At 58.3% G+C, this 22,484-nt stretch carries 25 protein-coding genes; 10 read left to right on the forward strand and 15 right to left on the reverse strand.

Annotated features, from left to right (window positions below; all coding sequences use genetic code 11):
• Positions 1 to 155: 155 nt before the first annotated feature.
• The 3 genes from folB to I5L79_RS03810 form a co-directional block, all read right to left on the reverse strand.
• Positions 156 to 524, reverse strand: coding sequence for a dihydroneopterin aldolase (gene folB, locus I5L79_RS03800; RefSeq protein WP_196953709.1), 369 nt, complete (start codon positions 522 to 524; stop codon positions 156 to 158).
• A 141-nt stretch (positions 525 to 665) separates the two neighbouring features.
• Complete coding sequence (locus I5L79_RS03805; protein WP_196953710.1) at positions 666 to 1,688, reverse strand: DivIVA domain-containing protein; 1,023 nt, start codon at positions 1,686 to 1,688, stop codon at positions 666 to 668.
• 65 nt (positions 1,689 to 1,753) lie between these two features.
• The gene (locus I5L79_RS03810; protein ID WP_196953711.1) at positions 1,754 to 2,704 is read right to left on the reverse strand and encodes a WD40 repeat domain-containing protein; all 951 of its coding nucleotides are present in this window, start codon (positions 2,702 to 2,704) and stop codon (positions 1,754 to 1,756) included.
• Between the two features lie 128 nt (positions 2,705 to 2,832).
• Between I5L79_RS03810 and I5L79_RS03815 the strand changes: the two genes are divergently transcribed.
• Together I5L79_RS03815 and I5L79_RS03820 are read left to right on the forward strand one after the other, a co-directional pair.
• Positions 2,833 to 3,501 (forward strand): 4'-phosphopantetheinyl transferase superfamily protein, encoded by a 669-nt coding sequence (locus I5L79_RS03815; protein WP_196953712.1) that lies wholly within the window; start codon positions 2,833 to 2,835, stop codon positions 3,499 to 3,501.
• A gap of 10 nt (positions 3,502 to 3,511) precedes the next feature.
• Positions 3,512 to 4,120, forward strand: a complete 609-nt coding sequence (locus I5L79_RS03820; RefSeq protein ID WP_196953713.1) for a redoxin domain-containing protein — start codon at positions 3,512 to 3,514, stop codon at positions 4,118 to 4,120.
• 101 nt (positions 4,121 to 4,221) lie between these two features.
• Here the strand turns inward: I5L79_RS03820 and I5L79_RS03825 are convergent, their stop codons facing one another.
• From I5L79_RS03825 to I5L79_RS03875, 11 genes are all read right to left on the reverse strand, one after another.
• Entirely contained in the window at positions 4,222 to 5,103 is an 882-nt protein-coding gene (locus I5L79_RS03825; RefSeq protein WP_196953714.1) for a transglutaminase-like domain-containing protein, read from the reverse strand.
• A 147-nt stretch (positions 5,104 to 5,250) separates the two neighbouring features.
• Entirely contained in the window at positions 5,251 to 5,709 is a 459-nt protein-coding gene (locus I5L79_RS03830; protein WP_196953715.1) for a GNAT family N-acetyltransferase, read from the reverse strand.
• A gap of 58 nt (positions 5,710 to 5,767) precedes the next feature.
• On the reverse strand, positions 5,768 to 6,682 hold the full coding sequence (locus I5L79_RS03835) for a DUF5694 domain-containing protein (RefSeq protein WP_196953716.1): 915 nt from the start codon (positions 6,680 to 6,682) through the stop codon (positions 5,768 to 5,770).
• 123 nt (positions 6,683 to 6,805) lie between these two features.
• Positions 6,806 to 7,261, reverse strand: coding sequence for a hypothetical protein (locus I5L79_RS03840; protein WP_196953717.1), 456 nt, complete (start codon positions 7,259 to 7,261; stop codon positions 6,806 to 6,808).
• 103 nt (positions 7,262 to 7,364) lie between these two features.
• Positions 7,365 to 8,222 carry a DUF5694 domain-containing protein gene (locus I5L79_RS03845; protein WP_196953718.1) on the reverse strand — a complete coding sequence of 286 codons (858 nt, stop codon included), beginning with the start codon at positions 8,220 to 8,222 and terminating at the stop codon, positions 7,365 to 7,367.
• 133 nt (positions 8,223 to 8,355) lie between these two features.
• Complete coding sequence (locus I5L79_RS03850) at positions 8,356 to 8,814, reverse strand: DUF3368 domain-containing protein (RefSeq protein ID WP_196953719.1); 459 nt, start codon at positions 8,812 to 8,814, stop codon at positions 8,356 to 8,358.
• The gene (locus I5L79_RS03855; RefSeq protein ID WP_196953720.1) at positions 8,792 to 9,034 is read right to left on the reverse strand and encodes a UPF0175 family protein; all 243 of its coding nucleotides are present in this window, start codon (positions 9,032 to 9,034) and stop codon (positions 8,792 to 8,794) included. The genes I5L79_RS03850 and I5L79_RS03855 overlap by 23 nt, the downstream gene beginning before the upstream one ends.
• A 138-nt stretch (positions 9,035 to 9,172) precedes the next feature.
• Positions 9,173 to 9,607 (reverse strand): FEKKY domain-containing protein, encoded by a 435-nt coding sequence (locus tag I5L79_RS03860; protein ID WP_196953721.1) that lies wholly within the window; start codon positions 9,605 to 9,607, stop codon positions 9,173 to 9,175.
• An 11-nt stretch (positions 9,608 to 9,618) separates the two neighbouring features.
• The gene (locus I5L79_RS03865) at positions 9,619 to 11,247 is read right to left on the reverse strand and encodes an acyl-CoA carboxylase subunit beta (RefSeq protein WP_196953722.1); all 1,629 of its coding nucleotides are present in this window, start codon (positions 11,245 to 11,247) and stop codon (positions 9,619 to 9,621) included.
• A 207-nt stretch (positions 11,248 to 11,454) separates the two neighbouring features.
• Positions 11,455 to 12,483 carry an MlaD family protein gene (locus I5L79_RS03870; RefSeq protein WP_196953723.1) on the reverse strand — a complete coding sequence of 343 codons (1,029 nt, stop codon included), beginning with the start codon at positions 12,481 to 12,483 and terminating at the stop codon, positions 11,455 to 11,457.
• 63 nt (positions 12,484 to 12,546) lie between these two features.
• Positions 12,547 to 13,287, reverse strand: a complete 741-nt coding sequence (locus I5L79_RS03875) for an N-acetylmuramoyl-L-alanine amidase family protein (protein ID WP_317191352.1) — start codon at positions 13,285 to 13,287, stop codon at positions 12,547 to 12,549.
• Positions 13,288 to 13,462: 175 nt separating this feature from the next.
• Between I5L79_RS03875 and I5L79_RS03880 the strand changes: the two genes are divergently transcribed.
• From I5L79_RS03880 to rplS, 8 genes are all read left to right on the forward strand, one after another.
• On the forward strand, positions 13,463 to 16,225 hold the full coding sequence (locus tag I5L79_RS03880) for a putative LPS assembly protein LptD (protein WP_196953724.1): 2,763 nt from the start codon (positions 13,463 to 13,465) through the stop codon (positions 16,223 to 16,225).
• Between the two features lie 184 nt (positions 16,226 to 16,409).
• A complete protein-coding gene (gene panB, locus I5L79_RS03885; protein ID WP_196953725.1) occupies positions 16,410 to 17,225 on the forward strand; it encodes a 3-methyl-2-oxobutanoate hydroxymethyltransferase in 816 nt (271 codons plus the stop codon).
• A gap of 131 nt (positions 17,226 to 17,356) precedes the next feature.
• Positions 17,357 to 18,064 (forward strand): RluA family pseudouridine synthase, encoded by a 708-nt coding sequence (locus tag I5L79_RS03890; protein WP_196953726.1) that lies wholly within the window; start codon positions 17,357 to 17,359, stop codon positions 18,062 to 18,064.
• 244 nt (positions 18,065 to 18,308) lie between these two features.
• A complete protein-coding gene (locus I5L79_RS03895; RefSeq protein ID WP_196953727.1) occupies positions 18,309 to 19,064 on the forward strand; it encodes an acyl-CoA desaturase in 756 nt (251 codons plus the stop codon).
• Between the two features lie 291 nt (positions 19,065 to 19,355).
• The gene (locus I5L79_RS03900) at positions 19,356 to 19,898 is read left to right on the forward strand and encodes a 30S ribosomal protein S16 (RefSeq protein WP_196953728.1); all 543 of its coding nucleotides are present in this window, start codon (positions 19,356 to 19,358) and stop codon (positions 19,896 to 19,898) included.
• Between the two features lie 93 nt (positions 19,899 to 19,991).
• Positions 19,992 to 20,597, forward strand: coding sequence for a ribosome maturation factor RimM (rimM, locus tag I5L79_RS03905; protein ID WP_196953729.1), 606 nt, complete (start codon positions 19,992 to 19,994; stop codon positions 20,595 to 20,597).
• A gap of 75 nt (positions 20,598 to 20,672) precedes the next feature.
• Entirely contained in the window at positions 20,673 to 21,356 is a 684-nt protein-coding gene (gene trmD, locus I5L79_RS03910) for a tRNA (guanosine(37)-N1)-methyltransferase TrmD (RefSeq protein ID WP_196953730.1), read from the forward strand.
• Positions 21,357 to 21,529: 173 nt separating this feature from the next.
• A complete protein-coding gene (gene rplS, locus I5L79_RS03915; RefSeq protein WP_196953731.1) occupies positions 21,530 to 21,910 on the forward strand; it encodes a 50S ribosomal protein L19 in 381 nt (126 codons plus the stop codon).
• Positions 21,911 to 22,052: 142 nt separating this feature from the next.
• On the opposite strand, the gene I5L79_RS03920 is transcribed toward rplS, so the two are convergent.
• Complete coding sequence (locus I5L79_RS03920) at positions 22,053 to 22,421, reverse strand: hypothetical protein (RefSeq protein ID WP_196953732.1); 369 nt, start codon at positions 22,419 to 22,421, stop codon at positions 22,053 to 22,055.
• Positions 22,422 to 22,484: the final 63 nt, after the last annotated feature.

A 22,484-nucleotide genomic window follows, 5' to 3' on the forward strand; every position in this document is an offset into this window, starting at 1 on the left:
GAAAGGTTATCCATACGAATTGGTTCGTACTTCAAACATATACGAAGGAAATCGTAGAAGCAAATTTATCCTACGATTTATTTCGTATAATATTTCACTTGATCGAAAAACAGCTTGAAATCAGCCGGTTCCTACCAAAGATCTGAGAAACGACGCTACCGTTGCCCGGCCCGCTTGCGCACCAGCGTAATCTGGGCGCGGTGGCAGATACCGCCCAGCGGCGGGTTGAACTTGGCTACTTTCACCTTCACGGAGCGCACGTACGGGAATTCCGCCATTATCCTGTCGATAACGCGGTGGCCCAGGTGCTCGAGCAGCCGCGCCGGAGCCAGCATTTCCTCCCGCACCACGCGGTACAGCACTTCGTAGTTCACCGTCTGCTGCAGGTTGTCCGATTCGCCGGCCGCGTGCAGGTCGGTGCGGATGTAGAGGTCGACGCCGTACTTATTCCCGATTTTCTGCTCCTCGTCGTAGTAGCCGTGAAACGCGAAGAACTCCATGCCTTCCAGTGCAATCTGGCCCATGCGGTAAATCAGTGAATGAATGACGTATCGGCGGCAAGTTCCGAAACTAACTCAGATTACTGACCCGCTACCGTAAAACAGAAAAAGCCACCCAAACGGGCAGCTTTTTCTGTTGTCTAGATATCCACTCCAATCTGTGGGCTAGATTTCGTCAAAGAATGACTTCTCACTGGCCGCGGCCATGCCTGGCTGACCGGGGTGCGTGGTGGGTATGGGCTGGTTGATTTCCGGGTGGTTCGGCCCGATGGGGCGGATGTCAGGCGCGGGCGGCTCTACGCGAGGGGCGGCGGGGTCGGGTACCTGCGAAGGCGCGGGCGGATCAATGTGGGGGGCCGGCGAGATGCCGGGGTTTTCGGCCGGAGCGCCGGGCCGCTCAATCTCGGGGCCGGGCGCCTGGGCCGGGGCGCCGGGGTCGGGCTGCTGACCAGGCTTGGGGTTGTAGGCACCGGGCTGGGGGCCAATGGGGGCGCGTTCGGTCGAAGTAGCATCAGCGGCTGACGCTACGGCACGGGCCGGGCTGCCAACGGCCGCAGCCGATGAAGTAGAAGCAGTATGAACAAGCATGGGTGCGGGGGCTTCAGGTGAAGGTTCGGGTTTGTTCACCTTTACGCTGGCCGCCCGCGAAAGGATAGCCGCCATGGAGGATTTCGGCCGGTTGCGGCTTTTCTCCACTTTATCCAGGGCATCGGTAGCCAGGTGCTGCAGGTCGCGCACGAGGCCTTCGAGCACGCCTTCGAGCCGCTGGTGCTCCTGGCCCAGCAGGTTCACCTCCTTCTGCATTTCAGCAATGGTTTTCTCGGCCTGGTTGTAGGCATCATCTACCACCGTGCGGGCTTTCTGGCGGGCATCGGCCAGGAGCTGCTCGGCTTTCAGCTGGGCTTCGCGGATGCGCAGCTGGGCGTCGCGCTGGGCCTGCTCCGTGATGCTGTTGCCGGTATCCTCGGCCGTTTTGAGCGTGCGGTAGAGCGACGATTCCACTTCGCGCATCTTCTGCACTTCCTGGGTGGCGTGGTCCAGCTTCAGGCGCAGCTCCCGGTTTTCGTCGCCCATCCGCTCCCACTGCTGCGAGAGTGAGTTCAGAAAGGCCTGTACTTCGTCCTTGTCGAGTCCCCGAAAGGCTTTTTCAAAGGTTTTCTGCCGGATATCGAGGGCGGTGATTTTCATGGAGGAGCGAGAAGTTAGAAGCGAGAAGTCAGGAAACGTACATAGCGTGCGAAGGGAAATATACTCTAGCTTCCAGTTCCTGAATCCTCCCTACTGATTTGCCAAACGACCAGACTACGGTCGTCGCTACACGAAACTAGCCGATTTTGGCGGGCCGACCAAAACAGCCGGTTTACCGAGGTGCCGTGGCCCGCGTGCCGGGCGCAGTCTACCACGCGCAGCAGCCGCAGCGAGTCGGCGTCCCAGAGCTTGATGGATTTATCCATGCTACAGGTAGCCAGCAGCTGCCCGTCGGGGCTGAAGGTGAGGTGGTTGATGGCGAAGAGGTGCGCCACCACGCTGAGGTCTTCTGCATAACCGGCCGCCACGTCCCAGCGGCGCAGGTGGGCGTCGCGGCCGGCCGTGAGCAGGTAGCGGCCATCGGGCGAGTAAGCGGCGGTGAAAATGGAGTTGGTACCAGCCGCCAGCGTATGCTTCACGGCCAGCGAGTCGGCATCGAGTACGTACACACGCGTATCGGAGGAGCCCACGGCCAGCTCGCCACGCCCGGCGTGCAAGCTCAGGCAGCGCAGGCTTTTATCGGAGAGCGAAATCAGCTGCAGCAGCCGTAGATCCGCCGCGTGCAGCACGGCCAGCTGCCCGTTGCCGAGGGCCACGTACACGCGCTGTCGGGTTTCATCATAGAGAATTTCAAAGATAGCGGCCGGCGGCAAAGCGGTGGCGTGTACCAGCTGGCGCGCATCTAAATCAATGGCCTGCAAGCCCTGGAAGTTGTGACCAATGAGCAGCCAGCGCCGGGCCGGCACGTAGCGCAGGGCGTACACCGAGTTTTCGACGCGGGCTACCAGCTCCCCATCCTGTGTGGGGTCGTCCAGGCTCCAGCTCACCACGAAGCCGTCGGTGCCGGCCGAGTAGATGGCGGCTTCATCGGCGACCCCGCTCAGGGCGTACACACAGTCGCGGTGGCCGCTGAGGGTGGCCAGCTTCTGCACTTGCGGACGAAAGAGCGTAGACATAGCGGAAAACAAACCAAGGCGCAAAGTACGGCGGATTTCCTGGCCCCGACTGGTTTTGCTCGGGCCGCGCATCGGAATCCGGCCCGGAACCCCGACTTTCGTCTCCGAACTTCTGTACCCGCTTCCACATGCCGCTTTCTTCCGTCACGCCTCTTGCTCCCCACGCCCTGCTGGGCCTCTGGAACCTGACGGAACCGGCACCGGAGCTGGCGTCTCTCCTGCCCTACTCTGCGTGGTACACCGCCCGCCAGCCCGCCGGCCGCGACGAAACCCGCACCCGCCAGTGGCTGGCCGGGCGGGTGCTGGCCCACACGCTTCAGCAGCAACTCACACTCTACCCCTCCGGCCCTCTCAGCAACGACCCGAATGGCCGGCCGTTCTTCGCCCAGCAGCCGGCATTGGCCGTTTCCTTGTCGCACTCAGGCGAATGGGTGGCGGCGGTGCTAAGCCAGGGCGGACGCGTTGGCACAGATGTTGAACTAGTGCGGCCCAAAGCCCGGTTGCTTGCGCCCCGGTTTCTTTCCAGCACTGAGTTGGAGGATGCCGGCGACGAAGCCCTGAAATACAGCTTGTACTGGAGTGCCAAAGAAACCTTGTATAAGTTGCACAGCCGCCGGGCCCTGGTGTTTAAAGAGCAGATTCTGCTCGACCCGTTTCGGCTGCGGGAGGCAGGTGCCATGACGGGGCACCTGCTCTTGGATAACTCCCGCAGCCAACACCAGGTACAGTACCGGTGCCTTACCTCTTCCTACGTACTCACTTACTGCCTCGATGGCCCTACTTTTCCGCTCGTCTAACCTCTTCGCCATGAAGCTTCGCCGAATTTCCATTCTTGTCGCCACGGCCTTGTTGCTGGGTACCGTGGCCGTGGGCGTAGCCCGGGCGCAGGGTCCGGCCACCGTCACCGACTTCACCCTGAAAAACGCCGCCAACTCCGACGTGAAGCTGAGCTCCTATGCCGGCAGCAAAGCGGTGGTAGTGGTATTTATCAGCCAGAGCTGCCCGTTTTCGCGCCTTTACCAAGACCGCCTCAGCGCGCTGGCCAGCACCTACGGTGGCAAGGGCGTGCAGTTTATGTTCATCGATACCCCCATCAACCTGGAAGCTAGCGCCGATGCTGAGGCCGACAAGCTGAAAATCAAAGCCGACGGCACCAACAGCCTGACGTATCTGCGCGACGATGCGGCTCAGGTAAGCACGCTGCTTGGGGCCAGCAAAACGCCTGAGGCCGTGGTGCTGCAGCCCGCCGGCACCGGCTTTGCCGTGCGCTACCGCGGCGCCATCGACGACAACCCCCAGATGGATGCCTACGTGAAGCAGCGCTACGTGCAGCAGGTTCTCGACAACCTCCTGGCCGGTAAGCCCGCCGGCGTGGCGGCCCAGCGCGCCGCCGGCTGCCTCATCAAGAAAAAGTAGCCGGTTCAGAGGCTGGCTTCAGAATAGAGAACCCCTGATGTCTGCGCAGATGTCAGGGGTTTTTCGTGTTTCGACTCCTCACCAGGGCCGGACAAGGGTGGCTATTCTTCCGTTTCGTCCTCGGTAGCGTCGGTAGTGGTTTCCGGAGTTTCGAGCAGGATAGCCAGCAGTTGGTTTACCTCGGCGGCTTTGGCAGGCTCCTGAATTTTCTCGAAGCTCACGGACAGGTTGCGCAGGGCCCGCCGCACGATATCCAGGTGTGAGCAGGGCTCCAGATACATGGGATTGGGCGAGAGGTTGAGCTGCGCAATGTAGTGCTCTATATCGGTGCGCGACAGGATGAGGCCGCGGTTGTAGCAGTTGATGTAGAACGGCTCCAGGTTGGGGTTGGTGGGCCGGTACATGAGCACAAACAGGTTGGGCAGGTTTACGCCGTACACCGGCCAGCCCAGGCGCTGGGCTACCAGCAGGTAAATTACGCACAAGGTGAGCGGGTTGCCGCGCCGCGTTTCCAGCACACGCTGCAGCATGGAGTTGGCCGGCGAATGAAAATTCTGGGTGTTAGCCGCGAACTTGTGCGTCTTGAACAGCACGTGGTTGAGCGTCTGCACCTGGTCGGCGGGGTGCATGGCCGGGCGCGTGAGCGTCCACACCTCAAAGCGCAGCTGCTCGATGGAGCGGTTCAGCGCCTGCAGATCGGCATCGGGGTACTGGTAGGAGTTCAGCAGCCACATGCCCTCCAGCAGGTTTTCGCCGCCTGAGTCGCGCCACACGCGCAGACGCTGTTGCAGCCCGTCGAACTGCAGGTGGTGAATCAGATTTTCGAGGCGCTGCTGCTGGTCGGAGTTCAGGGTTTCCTCCCACGACTCTTCCAGAAACGGAATGATGCTTTCCCCCAGTGTCTGAATCTTTTCCTGGATCTGGGGAGCAATTTCCGGGTCGTCGAGCAGGGAAATAAGGGCTTTGATTTCTTTGTTCGTCAAGGGATGCAGCGTAGAGTCAGAAGAGCGGAAAGCCTACAAATAGCACAGGAAGTACAAAGTAACGCAACGAAGGCAGGTTTTCCCCACCGCCGCTGAGAACTAACGCCCATACGGGGGCAGAATGTTCACTTCCTTAAACCGGCTCATTTACTTCTCCCGCAGCTCCTTGCGCATGCACACGCTGTTCTCCACGCCGGCGTACTGCCCATAGTTGGGCGTACGGGCATACTGGCTTTTCTCGTAGAGGCGGATGGCCTCGGGCTGCTTTTTACCGGTTTCCAGCACGCAGGCTGTGTAGTCCAGCTCTTTGGCCCAGGCTTCCAGCTCCTGCAGAATGGCCGGCGCCACACCCTTGCCCCGAAACTCGGGCCGCACAAACATGCGCTTTACTTCCACCGCCTCCTCATCGTACTTCTTGATGGCGCCGCAGCCCACCGGCTGGTTGTTCCAGTAGGCCACCACCGCGTGCCGGATCATGTCAATCTTGTTGAACTGGGCATAAAAGCCGTGGTCGGCGCCGTCGCGCACGGCCAGGTCCTGATCGAGCAGGGCCACCAGTTCCTGGAAGTCGGCATCGGCCGAGGTGGTTTTCACTAAAGTGAGCATGGGGTTTAAGTCGAGGTTAAATCAGCCAAAACACCGGTGCCTTACCCACGCCTGGCTTCTACAGAGGCACGTTTCCTTTCAGATACGTACTCACGGGCACCACTTTGTAGGCGGGGTCGCTGGCGAAGATCTTGGTGAGGGCGGCCGCATGCCGCTGGCCAATCACCACCAGCAGGCGCTTGCCGGGGTGCGCCAGCTGGGTGGCTACAATATTGGAGTATATTTTCAATTCCCGCTCCGTAAAGACAGAAATGAACTCAGCGCCGATGTAGCGGGGCGAGACGTAGGCCGTATCCACGTATTGGGCCGGCGGATTCGTGAACCGCCCCTGCTGCACCCGGGCCGGGTTGATAAACAGGGTGCGGTAGGTTACATCCAGGATGGCGGGGTGGTTCAGAAACTCCAGATAGCCCTGCACCCCCAGCGTGCCGTCCTTGAACTGCGTATCGGCCAGGCGGCCAACCGCCGAAAACTTGTCCAGGCTGGATATAAAGTAGTCGAGATTGGTGCCGGAAGTCAGCATCCGGCTCGAAACGCTTTCGTAGCAGTCTATTCCCCAGACACGCTCATGGCCGAGTTGCCGGGCCACCGCAAAGCCAAACTGGTTTTTTTCGGAGCGGCTGTAGGGCAGGTCGGCCGCCTTTATCTTGCCCGCTTTGTAGAGCGTGTACAGGCTGTCGAGGCTGGCTTGTTCCTCCGGAGTATCTTCTACCATCACCATATCGGGCCGGAACCGGGCCAGACGCTTGTTTACCTCCGCCACTTCCTGCTGCCGCTTTTCACTCAGCAAATCGGCCTTTGGAAACTTCTGATAGAGGCTTTCCCCTCCAAAGTGTGTGCTGCCCAGCAGCACTATCTCAATGGGCTCTTTGGGCTTGTCCGCCACAACCGATTTCACTGCACTTTTCAGGTCCTGCGCCTGCGCGCTTAGGCTCAATAAAGCCAGAATACCTACCCGTATCAGGTGCTGCATACTTTTCTCTTGCTGGTGAAAGGCTCCGTGCCTTGTTCAATTAGCACGGAGGCACGCACCGAACAATTGGTTGCAGGTAAGGCGGCCGCATTTTCTGCTTTTACATTGCCTGTGGCAGCTTATCTACAAACTTCGGGCGCTGGTGCCCACGTCGGCACGGTGGCGGTTAAGCCAGGCCAGGCCCTGCTTGGGGTCGGTAAACCAGCCCATGCGCACGCCCTGCACCTGCTCGTCCAACGGGTTGTCGTAGCCTACTTTTGGCAGCGCTTCCCAAATGAACAGCGGCACCAGAAAGGCAATAAAGGGCATTTGCTTTAGCTCGCGCCGCACCCGCGGAAAATATTCCTCGCGCATCCAATTGTGCAGGGCCTGAGGCTGCGGGCTCTGTTGCCGGAGGCCATCCAGCATCCAGTAGGGGCAAGCATGGCGCACGGCCGTGGCCAGCAGCAGCTCACATACTTCCGTGACTTCCAGCGGGCTAAGGGGCCGCACCGTGACGCCATACAGCAGCGGTGGAGCCGGCTGGAACACCAGATTATAGAAAGGCAGTACGGGCAATGGGGTCTGTTCGGGCTCCATAGGGCCCAATATAGAAATTTACCCGTATAAATTTGAACAATCATAGGGCAACACCTTCCCCTACTGCCAATCGTTCTTCCTTCTATACTCCCAGCCTGGCCCGTTACTTTTTCAGGTACTTCTTCGACTCCACCACCCGAAAGGCCGGGTCGCTGGCGAAGATGCTTTGCAGGGAGCCGATGTGGGCTGCCCCAAACAGCGCCAGCACGCGCCGGGGCTTGGTTTGAAGCGCCTGCACCACGATGTTGGAGTAGATTTTATAGTCGCGGTTCTTGAAGACCGAAATCAGCTCCGCTCCAATGTATTTCGGATTGATAAAGGCAGTATCCACCTGAGCATCGGGTTTGGTGAAGCGGCCGTTTACCACGCGGGCCGGCGTCACGTAGCGCAGCCGGTATACCAGGTTGTACAGCTCCGGCTGGTTGATGGCCACCTCGTAGTCGTAGAGCGAGAGGGTGCCTTGCTGCAACTGCGTTTTCAGGCCGCCGGACACTTTACTTAGCTCCTGCTGGGCCTGCTGGTACAGCTCAATGTTCTGGCCGGTGCGTAAAATCCCCTGCGACGTCCCCCCCGGTGCATTGGCGCAATAAATCCGGGAAAGGCCAAGCTGTTTGCCCAGCCGGAATGCTATCTGAAATACTTCACTGCGCCCGCCGGACATCGTCGTCAGATTCAGCTTATCCTGCCGGTAGAGGGCATAGAGGCTGTCAACCTCGGCCTGCTCCTCGGGCAGACTTTCAACGACCAGCATATCGGGCTTGTAGCGGGCCAGGGCCGCCGTGAAGCGCCCGATATCCTGCTGGCCCCGGGCCGTGAGCACATCGGTGGTGGGATAATCCTTGCTGTAGATTTGGTTGAGGTGGTCGGAGCCCGCAATCATCACCTCGGTGGGCGCTATCTGGGCCAGGGCAGCGGTAGCGCTGCCAAAAGCCAGCAGCAGGGTAAGGTAGCGGTGTTTCATGGAAAATAAAAGGAGGCGTACGTTGCCCCAGGGAGGCCTCGCGGCCCGCAAAGGTTGCACGCGCGCCGCCTGCATCCGGTAGGCGCAATAGCCCTCAGGACATTGGGCAGCGTGGGCGGGTGGTAGTGCCCGGTTATAGCTCGCCGGCAAGCCGAAGCACCTGCGTTTCCAGCTCAGCGGAAATACGAAAATTAGTTTGCCGGATGCGGGCCAGCACCGGCTTGATGGTAGCGAGGCAGCCGCGGCGTTTGGCTTGCAGGAGCACCCCGAACGTGCCCGTAACGGTTAGCTGTAACTGTTGGGCCACGCGGCGGCCCCGCTGTTCATCAATAATCAGCAAACTGTCCGGCTGCTCCAGCGCCAGGGCAATGGCACTGGCCTCGCCCGGGTCAAGGGTAAGCGCCAGCACTTGTAGCTGCTTTAGGTCTTGTGGATGCTTTACCTGCGCCCATTCCGGTAGCGGTAGGCCGTACTCTTTGGCTACGGTACCAGTCACGGTAATCGGCCCGAATACTTGAGGCAGCAAGGCCAGCTCACCGATTTTTTCCAGCAAAATCAGACAACTGGTGTCAGCAATGATAACGGGCGGCATTCAGCAGGTCGTTTTCCAGGTCAGTAGCCGGGTGGTTGATAACCGATACGCCGTACTGGCCCAGCAGCTCCATGAAGGTGCGCTTGCTATAGCCGGCTACCTCCGCCGCCTGGCCCAGCGTAAGTTTGCCTTGCTCGTAGAGGTGAGCGGCCAGGAGCATGGCGGCTTCCTGGGCGCTGAGGTCCAGCGAGTCGGGAACGGTGAGGGTCAGCGTTTTCATAATGTGGGGAAGATACAACGTGGGTGACACATGCGCTACGGCAAATGAGACAGCATGGGCGTTTAGGCGCAGCATGCCTTGGCTTTGCCTGCGCCGTAACGTTGGCCAGAATGCAGGTTTTTCATCTTGAAATTCCAGCTATCGTTTCCTTATTTTTTTCCACTCTTTAAATCCAACCACGTCCTTTCTAATATCCTTTCGCCAACTCCGACCAAACTTCTGTTCCAAATAGCTAAAAATGCGAACATTGTACAGCCTTATACAATCCACGTTAGGTCCTACGCATCCCTCTTCTCGATAGATTACGCCAAACTTATTTTCAAACCCTTTATCCGTAGCATATACAACAGGTGCCTCGCCACTTCTTAAGATTAGAAACGGAATTTGATTCGCAATGTCTTTCTCTGCTAACGCTCCGGCTTTGCTGCAATCAGCACTAATAAAGGTTAGTTGTCCAGCTCCGGAATTATTCAACTGCTCAACGCTGGGTTTCGTAATCTGGCCTGTTACCGGCATAGAGTGCAGCAGCGGAAGGAGATACGCAAGTAAATAACGGAAACGAGTCAGCACCATATAGCTAGTTTTCACACCTGAATCACGCCCACATTGTACGCCTTTTCAATCGGCGCGTGGTTGGCCATGCTGATACCCTGGGAAATGATTTTGCGGGTTTCCAGCGGGTCGATGATGGCATCCACCCAGAGGCGGGCGGCCGCGTAGTAGGGCGAGAGTTGCTCTTCATAGCGGGCTTTGATGCGGTCCAGCAGCTCCTTTTCGGCTTCGGGCGTAATTTCCTCGCCTTTTGCTTTAAGCGAGGCCACCTGAATCTGAAGGAGGGTGTTGGCGGCGGCGGCCCCGCTCATCACGGCCAGCTGGGCCGTGGGCCAGGCCACAATCAGGCGCGGGTCGTAGGCCTTGCCGCACATGGCATAGTTGCCAGCCCCATAGGAGTTGCCGATGATGACCGAAAACTTGGGCACTACGGAGTTCGACATGGCATTCACCATCTTCGCTCCGTCCTTGATGATGCCGCCGTGCTCCGACTGCGAGCCAACCATGAAGCCCGACACATCGTGCAGGAACACCAGCGGAATGCGCTTCTGGTTGCAGTTCATGATGAAGCGCGCGGCTTTATCGGCGGAGTCGGAGTAGATAACGCCGCCCATCTGCATGGCGCCCTTCTTGGTTTTCACGATTTTGCGCTGGTTGGCCACGATGCCTACCGCCCAGCCATCAATGCGCGCCAGCCCGCAGATGAGCGTCTGGCCATACAGGTCCTTGTAGGGCTCAAACTCCGAGTTGTCTACCAGCCGGTTGATAATGTCCATCATGTCGTAGGGCTTGGCACGGTCGGAAGGCAGCATGCCGTAGATTTCCTTCTCGTTCTGGGCCGGAGCCTGGGGCGTTTTGCGCGAGAAGCCGGCCGTGAACTGCGCCCCGAGCTTGTCGAAGATGTTGCGGATGTGGTCGAGGCATTCCTCGTCGGTCTTGAACTTGTAGTCCGTCACGCCCGAAATTTCGGAGTGCGTGGTAGCCCCGCCCAGCGTCTCGTTGTCGATGCTTTCCCCGATGGCCGACTTCACCAGGTAAGAGCCCGCCAGGAACACCGAGCCGGTGCCGTCCACAATCATGGCCTCGTCGCTCATGATGGGCAGGTAGGCGCCACCAGCCACGCACGGGCCCATAATGGCCGCCAGCTGCACGATGCCCATGCTGCTCATCACTGCGTTGTTGCGGAAGATGCGGCCGAAGTGCTCCTTGTCGGGGAATATTTCGTCCTGCATCGGCAGGTACACGCCCGCCGAGTCGACGAGGTAGATAATGGGCAGCTTGTTTTCGATGCTGATTTCCTGGGCGCGCAGGTTTTTCTTGGCTGTAATCGGAAACCAGGCCCCGGCTTTCACCGTGGCGTCGTTGGCCACTAGCACGCACTGCCGCTCCTGCACCCAGCCGATGACCACTACCACGCCACCGCTGGGGCAGCCGCCCTCCTCCTGGTACATTCCCTCGCCCGCAAACGCGCCGATTTCGACGGTTTCGGAGCCTTTATCAATCAGGTACTCGATTCTTTCGCGGGCCGTGAGCTTGCCTTTGGCTTTGTGGGCGGCAATGCGCTTTTCGCCGCCGCCAAGGTGCACCTTTTTCAGGCGCTGCTGCAGCTGGAAGGTGAGTTGTTTGAGCTGGTCTTCGTTTTTGTTGAATTCGAGGTTCATACGGGGTGGGATGAGCGGTGAATTAGTGACTCAGCGACTTAGTGAGTTTGATGTTCTGACCGCGCCACTTGCGCGAAACCGCGCCAGCGGAAAGACAAACTCACTAAGTCGCTGAGTCACTAATTCACCGTAGGTCGGGCAAAAAAAATCCGCCCCAGCGGGGGCGGATTCAAAGGTAGCGGAAGTGCCGGGATGGCGCATCGGCAGCTACTGGCCGCTGGGCGTTACTAGGGCCTCGGTGGCAGGCGCCGGCGTTACTACTTTGGTTTTCTTTTCTACCTCGCCGCTGGGCTTAGTAGTCGTTTCGGTCTTGGTTTTCTTGCCGCCCCCGAACACCGAAAAGTGCACGTAGTTTTTGGGGTTGGCCTTGAAGTCCTGTAGCAGGGCGTTGGAGCTGGCGGCCGTGGCGTTGAGGTTATTGTAAAGAGAGTCGCTGTTGATGAGTTTGCCCAATGACCCTTTCTGGTCGGTGAGCGAGTGGTTGAGCGTGGTCATGGCGGCCTGGGCTTCCGTGAGCGTGGCGTTCATCTTGCGCAGGGCGGGGCCTACGGGGGCACGCTTGAGCGAGTCGCTCAGCTCACTGAAGTTACCGGCAATCTGGTCCAGCTTGCGCTGCGTCCCCGAGAGGTCGGCCGTTAGCTTGGCCATGTTGGAGGTAATCTGGTTGATGTTGCGCTGGTTCATCAGCAGCAGGTTTTTGAGGGCTTCGGTAGTGCCCTGGGCGTTCAGCAGCGTGGCCTGCAAGCTCAGGCGGGCGTCCTTGTTCAGAAAGGAGTTCACCTTGATCAGGGTCGAATCGACCGTACCCAGCACGGGCAGGGCGCGGGCCTGGAAGGCATCGGTGATGCTGGCCGGGTGGTACGACAGGATAGTTTCACCGCCATCAAACTGCTTGGTATTTTTGCCCAGCTTCAGGGTAATGGTTTTGGAGCCCAGAATGCTGCCGCCCAGCACGGCCACGGTGGAGTCGCCTACCACAATGTTTTTGCCCAGCTCCATTGTTACGCGCACCTGGTTGCCTTCTTTGGGCAGCAACTCTAATTCCTTGACCTGTCCTACAGGAATACCGTTTAGAATTACCTGCCCGCCGGGCGTTAGGCCATCTACGCTGTCATACTTGGTATAATAGGTACGGTTGGACGACAGCACGTTGCTGCCTTTCAGGAACTGGAATCCGACGAACAGCCCTACCAGAGCCACAATGGCCAGCAGAGCTACTTTAATTTCTTTCGACACGATACGGCTGAGTTGGAACGTGGGCGGGCAAAGATGTGCGGGTATCCAAGGAGTGCGGCCCGGCTAGTCGGCAGTGGAGTCGCCTTCGAGCTCCCGCTTGTACTCTTTGAAGGCACGATAAATACCCGAGGCCATATACGTCTGTCCCGACTTATCGTTGAGATACCGCTCATCCGCGCGGTTGGTCAGGAAGCCGGCCTCAATGAGAACCGAGGGCATGGCCGTTTTCCAGAGCACCAGAAAGCCCGCCTGCTTCACGCCGCGGCTGGGCCGGCCCACGGTGGTGCGGAACTGCTCATCCACCTTCTGGGCCAGCCGGATGCTGTTGACCATGTAGGCGCTCTGAAACAGAGAAAATAAAATATGACTCTGGGGCGAATGTGGGTCAAAACCGTTGTAACGCTCTTTGTAGTTTTCTTCCTGCAGAATTACGGCATTTTCGCGCTTGGCTACGCCTAAGTTGGCATCAGTCTTGTGCGGGCCCATGGTCCATACCTCCGTACCGTGCGCACTGCTCGGCCCGGCATTGCAGTGAATACTAATAAAGAGGTCGGCATTGTGCTTGTTGGCAATGCCCGCCCGGTCGGCCAGCTCTACAAATACATTGGTTTTGCGCGTGTACACCACTTTCACGTCGGGCATATTCTCCTCGATGAGGCGCCCCAGCTCCAGCACGAGTTTGAGCGACACATCGGCCTCCCGGGCGCTGACGCCGGCGCAGCCCCGGTCCTTGCCGCCGTGGCCGGCATCGAGCACCACTGTGCGCAGGCGGTACTTGTATACCGGCCCGGCAACGGGAGCCACGGCTGAAGGAGCTGAAAAGCCGGAAAACAGCAGCCAGGCGGCTGTTCCGAAAGCGACAATATTCCGCACTGAGTTCGTTTGTTGGGGTAGCAAGGCGCTACCTTTGCACACTGCCACAAAATAAACGATTAAAAACCACGTGGCCCTGCCTGCTCTGCTCCCCGTCCGCTACCTTTTGTATTCAGTACCCGGCAAAGTGCCCCGGCTGGCCCTGATCTTGGGTTTGTGGCTAGGCCTGAGCGGCATGGCATTAGCTCAGCAGCGGCCCCTTCCAAAAGCCGTGCCGCAAGCCCGGCCGCGCCTGGCTGTGGATACCACCCGCACCCGCTCCGCCGACTCCCTGCGTGTGGCCGCTGCCCCGCAGGGCGACATCAAGACCACCATCCGGTACTCCGCTACCGACTCCATCCGGTTCGACGTAGCAGGCCGCGTAGCTTACCTCTACGACAAGGCCAAGATTGACTACGACGACCTGTCGCTGAAGGCCGCCCGCATTGCCATCGACTACAACAAGAACATCCTGACGGCCGAAGGAGCACCCGATACTACCGGCCGCATCCGTGACAAGCCTGTTTTCAGAAACGGCGCGGAAACCTACCAGTCGGGGCGGATTGCCTACAATTTTAAGACGCGCAAGGGTAAAATAGCCGAGGCCGTGACCCAGCAGGGCGAAGGCTACGTGCACGCCGAAACCATTAAGCGTCAGGCCAATGGGGATATTTATGGGCGCAACGGCAGATATACTACCTGCAACCTGGAAAACCCGCATTTCTACATCAACGCCACAAAAATGAAAGCGGTGCCAGGCGAACAGGTAGTGAGTGGCCCGTTCAACATGGTTATCGGCGACATTCCCACGCCGCTGGGCTTCCTGTTTGGCTACTTTCCCACCCCCAGCAGCAAGAAGCGGGCTTCGGGACTGATTTTCCCCTCGTTCGGGCAAACCACCGACCGGGGCTTTTTCCTGCGCAACGGCGGCTACTACTGGGCGGCCAGCGAGTACGTGGGCGTGCGCCTTACTGGCGAAATATATTCCGGCGCTGGCAATGATTTCGGCGGCTGGGGCTCCCAGGCCGATATTCAGTACCGCAGGCGGTACCGCTTCAACGGGTCTTTCAACGTCGCCTTCAGCCAGCGCCCGGCCAACCAGATTCTGCCGGAGGAGGATGTGACGCTCGACCAGCCCTACCAGAAGCCCAAGTCGCCACGCACGTTCTGGGTGAGCTGGAGCCACTCGCCCCAAACCCGGCCGGGCGGCGGGCAGTTCAGTGCTTCCGTCAACCTGGGCAGCCAGGACTACAACCGCCTCAACTCATTCGATACTCGACGCGTCCTTACGTCTTCGTTCACGTCCAGCATCCGGTATTCCAAGGCTATCCGTAACTCGCCGATAAACTACGCCATCAACCTCGACCAAAGCCAGAACACCGGCACGGGTGAGATGAACCTGACGCTGCCCAACTTCACGGTGGGCGTGGCCCGGCAGTACCCGTACGAGTGGCTGGGCCTGGAGCCCCGGGGCCGCTTCTACGAGCAGTTTTCCATCGGCTATACTCTCAACGGCCAGAACCGCCTGAGCAATCTGCAGCCCGCCCGCCAGCTCGACGGTATCCCACTGATTGGCGGCACCAGCGAGGCCCGCCGCATTCCGATTAGTTTCAATAATCTGGGCGACCTGTTCAAAAACACCCAATCGGGCCTGCAGAACCAGTTTCAGATTTCGCTGGGCAGCTACACCCTGCTTAAGCACCTGAACTTCTCGCCCTCGGTTTCCTACAGCTCCAGCATGTACAGCAAGCGCCTGAACTACCAGTACATCCAGGAAGTGCAGGCGCTACGGATTGATACTGTCCGGGGCTTCAACTACGCACACACCTATCAGGGTAGTGCCTCGCTTAGCACCAACTTCTACGGACTATTTTCCATCAAGGGGAAGCGGGTGGAAGCTATCCGACATAAGGTGTCGCCTTCTGTGAGCTACTCCTACACGCCGGATCTGCGCTCTTCCAGGTGGCTGTATGAACCCGTGAGATTTGAGAATCTGACGAATGCCAACGGGGAGTTGCTGGGGAATCGATACTTGCCCCTATACAACGGGTTTCCCTACGAGCTTTCGGGTAGTGGGCAAGCCAGCCTAATCAACTTCGGCCTCAACAACCAGGTAGAAATGAAGGTGCGCACCAAGGAAGATACGACAGGCACCACCCCGTTTAAGAAAGTCAGCTTGATTGATAATCTCAGTCTCAATGCTTCCTACAACCTGGCACGTGAAGCCAAGTTCAGGCTTTCTAACATCAGTGCTGCATTCAATACTCAGGTTGCCGGTGGACTGACTGTTAACGTAAACTCTTCGTTTTCTGCTTATCAGCGCGATAGTGCCAACAGGCCCATCGAAGCATTTTTATGGGAGCAGAAAAAGTGGCGCATAGCGAGGCTCGAGGATGCCGGCCTTTCACTCACCTATCAATTCAACAAGCAGCAGCGCAAAACCAACGAGGTTAACAAGACCCCGCCGCCCAACAACAATCCTTCGCTAGGCGCCCCTACTCCGGTCAATCCTTACGAGGACTACGTGGATTTCTCGATTCCCTGGTCGCTGAATGCTTCTTTCACGGCAAATTACTCAAGCCGGCTACCTGTGCTGCCGCGCGCTGGAGAGTCGCGCACATCCCCATTTACGACAGTAAGCCTGACCCTGGGCGGGGAAATCAAAATTACCGAAAAGCTGCGCGTGGGCTACACCACCGGCTACGACTTTAGCCACAAGGAAGTCACCTACACTTCGCTGGATTTCTACCGTGACCTGCACTGCTGGGCTATCAGCGGCAACTGGATTCCGTTTGGCCAGCGCCAGGGCTATAACTTCACCATTGCGGCCAAGTCGTCGTTGCTGCAGGATCTGAAGCTGACGCGCAACCGCTCGTTCTACAACCGGTAGGCTACCCCGTGGGGCTGCTGCCAGTAGTGGCCATGGTGCACCAGGCAAAGCCGAAGCCGCAACTGCCGCCAGTTACCTACTTTTGCCTCCACAACGGAGCAGCTTGGTTTTCTCTCGCCGCTGTTGCTCATCTTTCGGCCCAAAGCCTCTCCCCCCTTCGCGGGCTACACCATTTCCCCAGTCCATGTCGCAGCACAAAGAAGTCAAGCTCATTACCACTCATCAGCTGCTGGCTATGAAGCGGCGGGGCGAGAAAATATCGATGCTCACGGCCTATGATTTTTCCATGGCCACTATTCTCGACGGGGCGGGCATCGATGTGCTGCTCGTGGGCGACTCGGCCTCCAACGTCATGGCCGGCCACGAAACCACTTTGCCCATCACGCTCGACCAGATGATCTACCACGCTTCGTCGGTGGTGCGGGCGGTGAAGCGGGCCCTGGTGGTGGTGGATATGCCGTTTGGCTCGTATCAGGGCAATTCCTCGGAGGCGCTACGCTCGGCCATTCGCATTATGAAGGAGTCGGGCGGGCACGCCATCAAGCTGGAAGGCGGGGCCGAAATCCGGGAATCCATCAGCCGAATCCTTACGGCTGGTATTCCGGTAATGGGCCATCTGGGCCTTACCCCGCAGAGCATCTACAAGTTCGGCACCTACACCGTGCGGGCCAAGGAAGAAGCCGAGGCGCAGAAGCTGCTGGAAGATGCCCAGCTGTTGCAGGAGCTTGGCTGCTTTGCGCTGGTCCTCGAAAAAATACCCTCCACCCTGGCCAAGCAGGTGGCCGAGCAGCTCACCATTCCCGTTATCGGCATCGGGGCCGGGCCCGACGTGGATGGGCAGGTGCTGGTCGTGCACGATATGCTGGGCATTACCAAAGAGTTTAAGCCCCGCTTCCTGCGCCGCTACGCCGACCTGGGCGACCTGATGCACGACGCCGTAGCGCGCTACATCAACGACGTCAAAACCCGTGACTTCCCGTCGGCGGAAGAAGCGTATTAGTTTAATTAATAATGAGTAATTAATAATTACTGATTAAGGTTGTTGTCTATTGCTTTTTTGCCCTATTGCGCACCTAAAGGCATTTCTGACCGATTCTTAATTGCTGATTATTAATTATTAATTCTTTCAAAGTGAATCGTCCGAATTTGTGGTCGGAGCAGAAGGAAATTCTGTTCGAAGACAATCACCTGCTCATCATCAACAAGCCCGCCGGCCTGCTCGTGCAGGGCGACGCTACGGGGGATGAGCCTCTATCGACCAAAGCCGAAGAATACCTGCGCTTCAAGTACAAAAAGCCCGGGGCGGCTTTTATCGGCGTGGCGCACCGCCTCGACCGGCCCGTGAGCGGCGTGGTGGCCTTGGCCAAAACCAGCAAGGCCCTGAGCCGCCTCAACGAGCTGTTCCGCGACAACAAGGTGCACAAAACCTACTGGGCCCTCACCGGCAAGTGCCCCGAGCCGAAAAGCGGCCACCTCACGCACTGGCTGGTGAAAGACCCCATTCGCAACACCACCAAAGCCTACCCCGAGCGCCACTCCCAAGGCCTGAAAGCCGACCTCGACTACGAAGTGCTGGGCCAGGCCGGCAACCGCTGGCTAGTGCAGGTGAACCCCATCACGGGACGCCCCCACCAGATTCGGGTGCAGCTGAGCACTGGGCTTGGCACGCCCATCGTGGGCGACGTGAAGTACGGCTTCCTGGCGCCTTTGCCCGACGTAAGCATTGCCCTGCACGCCCGCCGGCTGGAGTTCCAGCATCCGGTCACGAAGGAAGAAATGCGCTTTGAAGCTCCCCTGCCCGACATGCCTCATTGGGAAGCTGCCCAATTGTACTACTAAAGGTTAACCAAGTCTGCTTCACCGGCTGTTTATGCCTTTCTGAAAGCCAGAACCGGGTATTTTCTTTGGTGATGGAGGCATCCGTTGCACTTGAATAAGATTTTGGCCTTTTCGCCGCTTTCTATGGCGCTGGCTGACCGTGGCTATAGTTTTGCAGATGTTTTTGAACGAAAGCCCCGTTTAGGGGTTTACGCCGGGTAGCAGCTTGCCCAACCACGCCTTCGCACACCTCATTTGCTGGCCCATGCCAATACTCATCTTTTTCGTTGCCCACTATTACCTGTCGCTGTTCACGCAGACGTTCTACCTGCACCGGTACGCGGCTCATAAGATGTTTACGATGAACAAGTTCTGGGAGAAATTCTTCTTCCTGTTCACCTACATCTGCCAGGGCTCTTCGTTTCTCTCTCCCCGGGCCTATGCGCTGCTGCACCGCATGCACCACGCCTATTCCGACACGGAAATGGACCCGCACTCCCCGCTGTTCTCATCGAATGCTTTTTCGATGATGTGGAAGACCAAGAACATCTATAATGATGTGCTGAACCGCAACTACGCTGCCGCCGAGCGGTTTGAGGGCGACTACCCCGAGTGGCAGGCCATTGAGGACTTCGGCGACAAGTGGTACTCACGCATCGGCTGGGGCACGCTCTACGTGCTGTTCTACATTCAGTTTGCTACGGCGTGGTGGCAGTACCTGCTACTGCCCATCCATTTCCTGATGGGCCCTATCCACGGTGCCATCGTGAACTGGGGCGGCCACAAGTACGGCTACCAGAACTTCGACAACCACGACCACAGCAAAAACACGCTGGCCCTGGACTTTCTGGCTTTCGGGGAACTGTTCCAGAACAACCACCACAAGCTGCCCATGCGCGTCAACTTCGGCGTGAAATGGTGGGAGTTCGACCCAACCTATATGTTCATCTGGGCGATGGATAAAATGGGCGTGGTGAAAGTCAAGCGCAAGTGGCAGGAGCCCGTGAACATGGCCGCGTAACCCACTTAGCAATGAAAGCAGCGCGAAGTAGTTTGCCTTCTGCGCCCCTGTTTTGATAGTAGAAAGCCCTTAATCGTTGCAAGCGGTTAAGGGCTTTTCGCTTAAGGACGTGCAGCACCTTTCGCAGGACAGCTTGCTCGGCCCGCGCCTCATCAATAGATACAGACTCATTTTACACGGCAATCATCAGCACATTATTCATATTCTTCCACATCAGCACATTATTTCCCTTACCTTTGCACCTCATTTTCAACCAGACGCACGGGATGCGTCGCTTAACCAAACCGGTTTATGGCAGTTAAAATCCGCCTCGCCCGTCGTGGCCGCAAGAAGGCCGCACAGTTCGACATCGTTGTTGCTGACTCCCGTTCGCCCCGCGACGGCCGCTTCATCGAAAAAATCGGTACCTATGACCCCAACACGAACCCCGCTTCCATCAATTTCGATGGCGAAAAGGCATTCGACTGGATCATGAAAGGTGCCGAGCCTACCGATACGGTACGTGCTATGCTCTCTTACCGCGGCGTGCTTTACCGCAAGCACCTGCAGCTGGGTGTAATCAAAGGCGCTATTTCGCAGGATGTAGCCGACCAGCGCTTCGCCGACTGGAAAGAGCAGAAGGACGCCAAAATCGAAGGCAAGCGCACTACTCTGGGCACTGCCAAAGACGAAGCTCGCAAAACTCGTCTGGCCGCTGAAACCAAAGTGAAAGAAGCCCGCGCCGAAGCCCAGCGTGCCAAGCAGGCAGCTGCCCTGGCTGCCGCCGCTCCGGCTGCTGCCGAAGCCGAAACGGCCGAAGCTACGGCTGAAACCACTGAGGAAGCCGGCGCTTAAGCTACAGGCCCTTCAATAGGAGGTGATGAGAAGCTGAACGGTCCGCCGTTTTTCTTTCTCATCACCTCTTTTCGTTTCTCTTTACTCTCCGCCATGAGCCTTACCCTTGATGACTGCTACGAGCTGGGCTCGATAGTGAAACCCCACGGCCTGAAAGGCTTCGTGGTGGCTGCCCTTGATGTGGACGACCTGGATACCTACCGCAAGGTGAAATCGGTGCTGCTGGAACTGCCCACGGCACCCGGCAAGCTTACGCCCTACGCCATCGAGAAACTCACGCCGCAGTCGGAAGCCCGGGCGCTGGTCAAGTTTAAAGGCATCGACCGGATTGAGGACGCCGAGCCGCTGCGCAACGCCAAACTGTGGCGCCCCCTGGCCGAGCTGCCCGCGCTGGCCGCAGATCAGTTCTATTTCCACGATGTCATCGGCTTCACCGTAATCGACGAGGAGCTGGGCGAGCTGGGCACCGTAGAAACCTTCTATGAGCTGCCCCAGCAGGATGTGCTGTCCATGCGCTACCAGGGCCAGGAAGTGCTGATTCCGGTTGCCGATGAGCTGATTTCCCACGCCGACCAGGCCACCCGCACGCTACACGTAAAACTGCCCGCCGGCCTGCTCGACGTGTACCTCACGCCGCCCTCCCGCGAGCGGGACGAGCCCGACGAATTCGACGGCCCCGAGCTGGAAACAGCGAAATAAAGCGGCTGGCTGCTCCGCTGAGCAGGACGTTCAGGAAAGTTTTGCTAACGGCTAACCGCTAAAATCTCACCCATTATGCGCATCGATATTGTCACCTGCCAGCCCGAGCTGCTGGAAAGCCCGTTTGCGCACTCCATCGTAAAAAGGGCGCAGGAAAAAGGCCTGGCCGAAATTCATCTGCACCAGCTGCGCCAGCACGCTATCAACAAGCACGGCCAGATTGATGACTACGTGTTTGGGGGCGGGGCCGGCATGGTGCTGCGCGTTGAGCCCATTGCCGCCTGCTTCGATGAGCTGCTGGCCCAGCGCGCCTACAACGCCGTAATTTATATGACGCCGGACGGTGAAACGCTGCGGCAGCCCCTGGCTAACCGTCTTTCCCTGGCCGGCAACCTGCTCATCCTCTGCGGGCATTACAAGGGGGTAGACGAGCGGATCCGCAAGGCTTACATCACCCACGAAATCAGTATTGGCGACTACGTACTGAGCGGGGGTGAACTGGGCGCGGCCGTACTGGTCGATACTATTGTGCGGCTGCTGCCGGGTGTGCTGGGCAATGAGGAGTCGGCGCTGAGTGACTCGTTTCAGGACAACCTGCTGGCCCCGCCCGTGTACACCCGCCCGGCCGAGTGGCGCGGGCAGGAAGTACCCGCCATTCTGCTTTCCGGCAACACGCCCAAAATTGAAGAGTGGCGCCACGAGCAGGCCTTGGAGCGCACCCGCCAGCGCCGCCCCGATCTGCTGGAGGAGAAATTGTGAAGTGGTAAAATGGTGAATTAGCTGTTTAAAAGGCGTAACTGCCGCACGCAGAACAAGAAACTGACCATTTCACCAGCTCATCATTTCACAATTTGAAAACAGACCGCTATATTTGCGCCTCCTTAATAGAACCTACTTCGGCGGCGCGGCCGCCTTTTACAGTTTTTCCAGCCATGAGCGTACTTCTCGACTTCATCAATTCGGAATCCCAGGAGCGCCGCGCCAGCTTCCCCAAGTTTGCCGCCGGTGACACCATCAACGTGCACGTAAAAATCCGTGAGGGCAACAAGGAGCGCATCCAGCAGTTCCAGGGCGTAGTTATCCAGCGCCGGAACCCCAGCTCCAACGGTGAAACCTTCACCGTTCGCAAGATTTCCAACCAAATCGGCACGGAGCGTATTTTCCCCCTGTTGTCGCCCAACATCGACAAGATTGAGGTGATTCGTCGTGGTAAAGTACGTCGCGCCCGTCTGTTCTACCTGCGCGGTCTGTCGGGCAAAGCTGCTCGTATCAAAGAGCGCCGCCTGAACGTGGTAGAGAAAGTAAAGGCTTAATCTATCGGGCATCTGCCCCATGTGCAACGACCGGCTTCTTAGGGAAGCCGGTCGTTGTTGTTTGCAGGCGAATTCACTGCCGGAAAAAGCCCCGCTCTCCTGTTTGGAAACCGGGGCTTTTCAACTAGCGCCTGCTGGTTGCCTATTTCAGCTGGCTAGCGGCGCCCGTCAGAGCCTCGCCAAGCTTGCTGATACGCTCTGCCGTGTTGGGGTTTTCGGAGAAAACGGCTGCTTTCGAGGTATTTTCACCCAAGCGGGCCAGCAGCGCACCTACTAGATCCTTGTCGAAGCCGCCACCGTTGAAGTGGGCTTTCAACTCCTGCAGGTCAATGACCAGTTGGTGCAGCTCGGGGTTGTTTTCGTCCTTGAGGTCCTCAATCCAGCGCTGCAGATGATTATCGAGGCCGGCCTTTTCGGTTTCTTGCTGTAGGTCGAGGCCGAGCAGCTTGATGGCGCCGTCGAGGTGGTTCTGGTGCTGGGTATCGTCTTTGGGCAGTTTATGAAAAGACATAGTCGGAAAAGATGGACCGCCAGGGGCGGTAGTGGATGTTGAGCTTGTGCAAACGGCCCCGCT

Origin of the sequence: Hymenobacter guriensis, assembly GCF_015773195.1 — a bacterium.
Lineage (GTDB): Bacteria > Bacteroidota > Bacteroidia > Cytophagales > Hymenobacteraceae > Hymenobacter > Hymenobacter guriensis.

Coding starts and splice junctions, on each gene's coding strand:
- folB (WP_196953709.1), bottom strand. CDS start 524: ATGGGCCAGATTGCACTGGAAGGCATGGAGTTCTTCGCGTTTCACGGC.
- I5L79_RS03805 (WP_196953710.1), bottom strand. CDS start 1,688: ATGAAAATCACCGCCCTCGATATCCGGCAGAAAACCTTTGAAAAAGCC.
- I5L79_RS03810 (WP_196953711.1), bottom strand. CDS start 2,704: ATGTCTACGCTCTTTCGTCCGCAAGTGCAGAAGCTGGCCACCCTCAGC.
- I5L79_RS03815 (WP_196953712.1), top strand. CDS start 2,833: ATGCCGCTTTCTTCCGTCACGCCTCTTGCTCCCCACGCCCTGCTGGGC.
- I5L79_RS03820 (WP_196953713.1), top strand. CDS start 3,512: ATGAAGCTTCGCCGAATTTCCATTCTTGTCGCCACGGCCTTGTTGCTG.
- I5L79_RS03830 (WP_196953715.1), bottom strand. CDS start 5,709: ATGCTCACTTTAGTGAAAACCACCTCGGCCGATGCCGACTTCCAGGAA.
- I5L79_RS03835 (WP_196953716.1), bottom strand. CDS start 6,682: ATGCAGCACCTGATACGGGTAGGTATTCTGGCTTTATTGAGCCTAAGC.
- I5L79_RS03840 (WP_196953717.1), bottom strand. CDS start 7,261: ATGGAGCCCGAACAGACCCCATTGCCCGTACTGCCTTTCTATAATCTG.
- I5L79_RS03845 (WP_196953718.1), bottom strand. CDS start 8,222: ATGAAACACCGCTACCTTACCCTGCTGCTGGCTTTTGGCAGCGCTACC.
- I5L79_RS03850 (WP_196953719.1), bottom strand. CDS start 8,814: ATGCCGCCCGTTATCATTGCTGACACCAGTTGTCTGATTTTGCTGGAA.
- I5L79_RS03855 (WP_196953720.1), bottom strand. CDS start 9,034: ATGAAAACGCTGACCCTCACCGTTCCCGACTCGCTGGACCTCAGCGCC.
- I5L79_RS03860 (WP_196953721.1), bottom strand. CDS start 9,607: ATGGTGCTGACTCGTTTCCGTTATTTACTTGCGTATCTCCTTCCGCTG.
- I5L79_RS03865 (WP_196953722.1), bottom strand. CDS start 11,247: ATGAACCTCGAATTCAACAAAAACGAAGACCAGCTCAAACAACTCACC.
- panB (WP_196953725.1), top strand. CDS start 16,410: ATGTCGCAGCACAAAGAAGTCAAGCTCATTACCACTCATCAGCTGCTG.
- I5L79_RS03895 (WP_196953727.1), top strand. CDS start 18,309: ATGCCAATACTCATCTTTTTCGTTGCCCACTATTACCTGTCGCTGTTC.
- I5L79_RS03900 (WP_196953728.1), top strand. CDS start 19,356: ATGGCAGTTAAAATCCGCCTCGCCCGTCGTGGCCGCAAGAAGGCCGCA.
- rimM (WP_196953729.1), top strand. CDS start 19,992: ATGAGCCTTACCCTTGATGACTGCTACGAGCTGGGCTCGATAGTGAAA.
- trmD (WP_196953730.1), top strand. CDS start 20,673: ATGCGCATCGATATTGTCACCTGCCAGCCCGAGCTGCTGGAAAGCCCG.
- rplS (WP_196953731.1), top strand. CDS start 21,530: ATGAGCGTACTTCTCGACTTCATCAATTCGGAATCCCAGGAGCGCCGC.
- I5L79_RS03920 (WP_196953732.1), bottom strand. CDS start 22,421: ATGTCTTTTCATAAACTGCCCAAAGACGATACCCAGCACCAGAACCAC.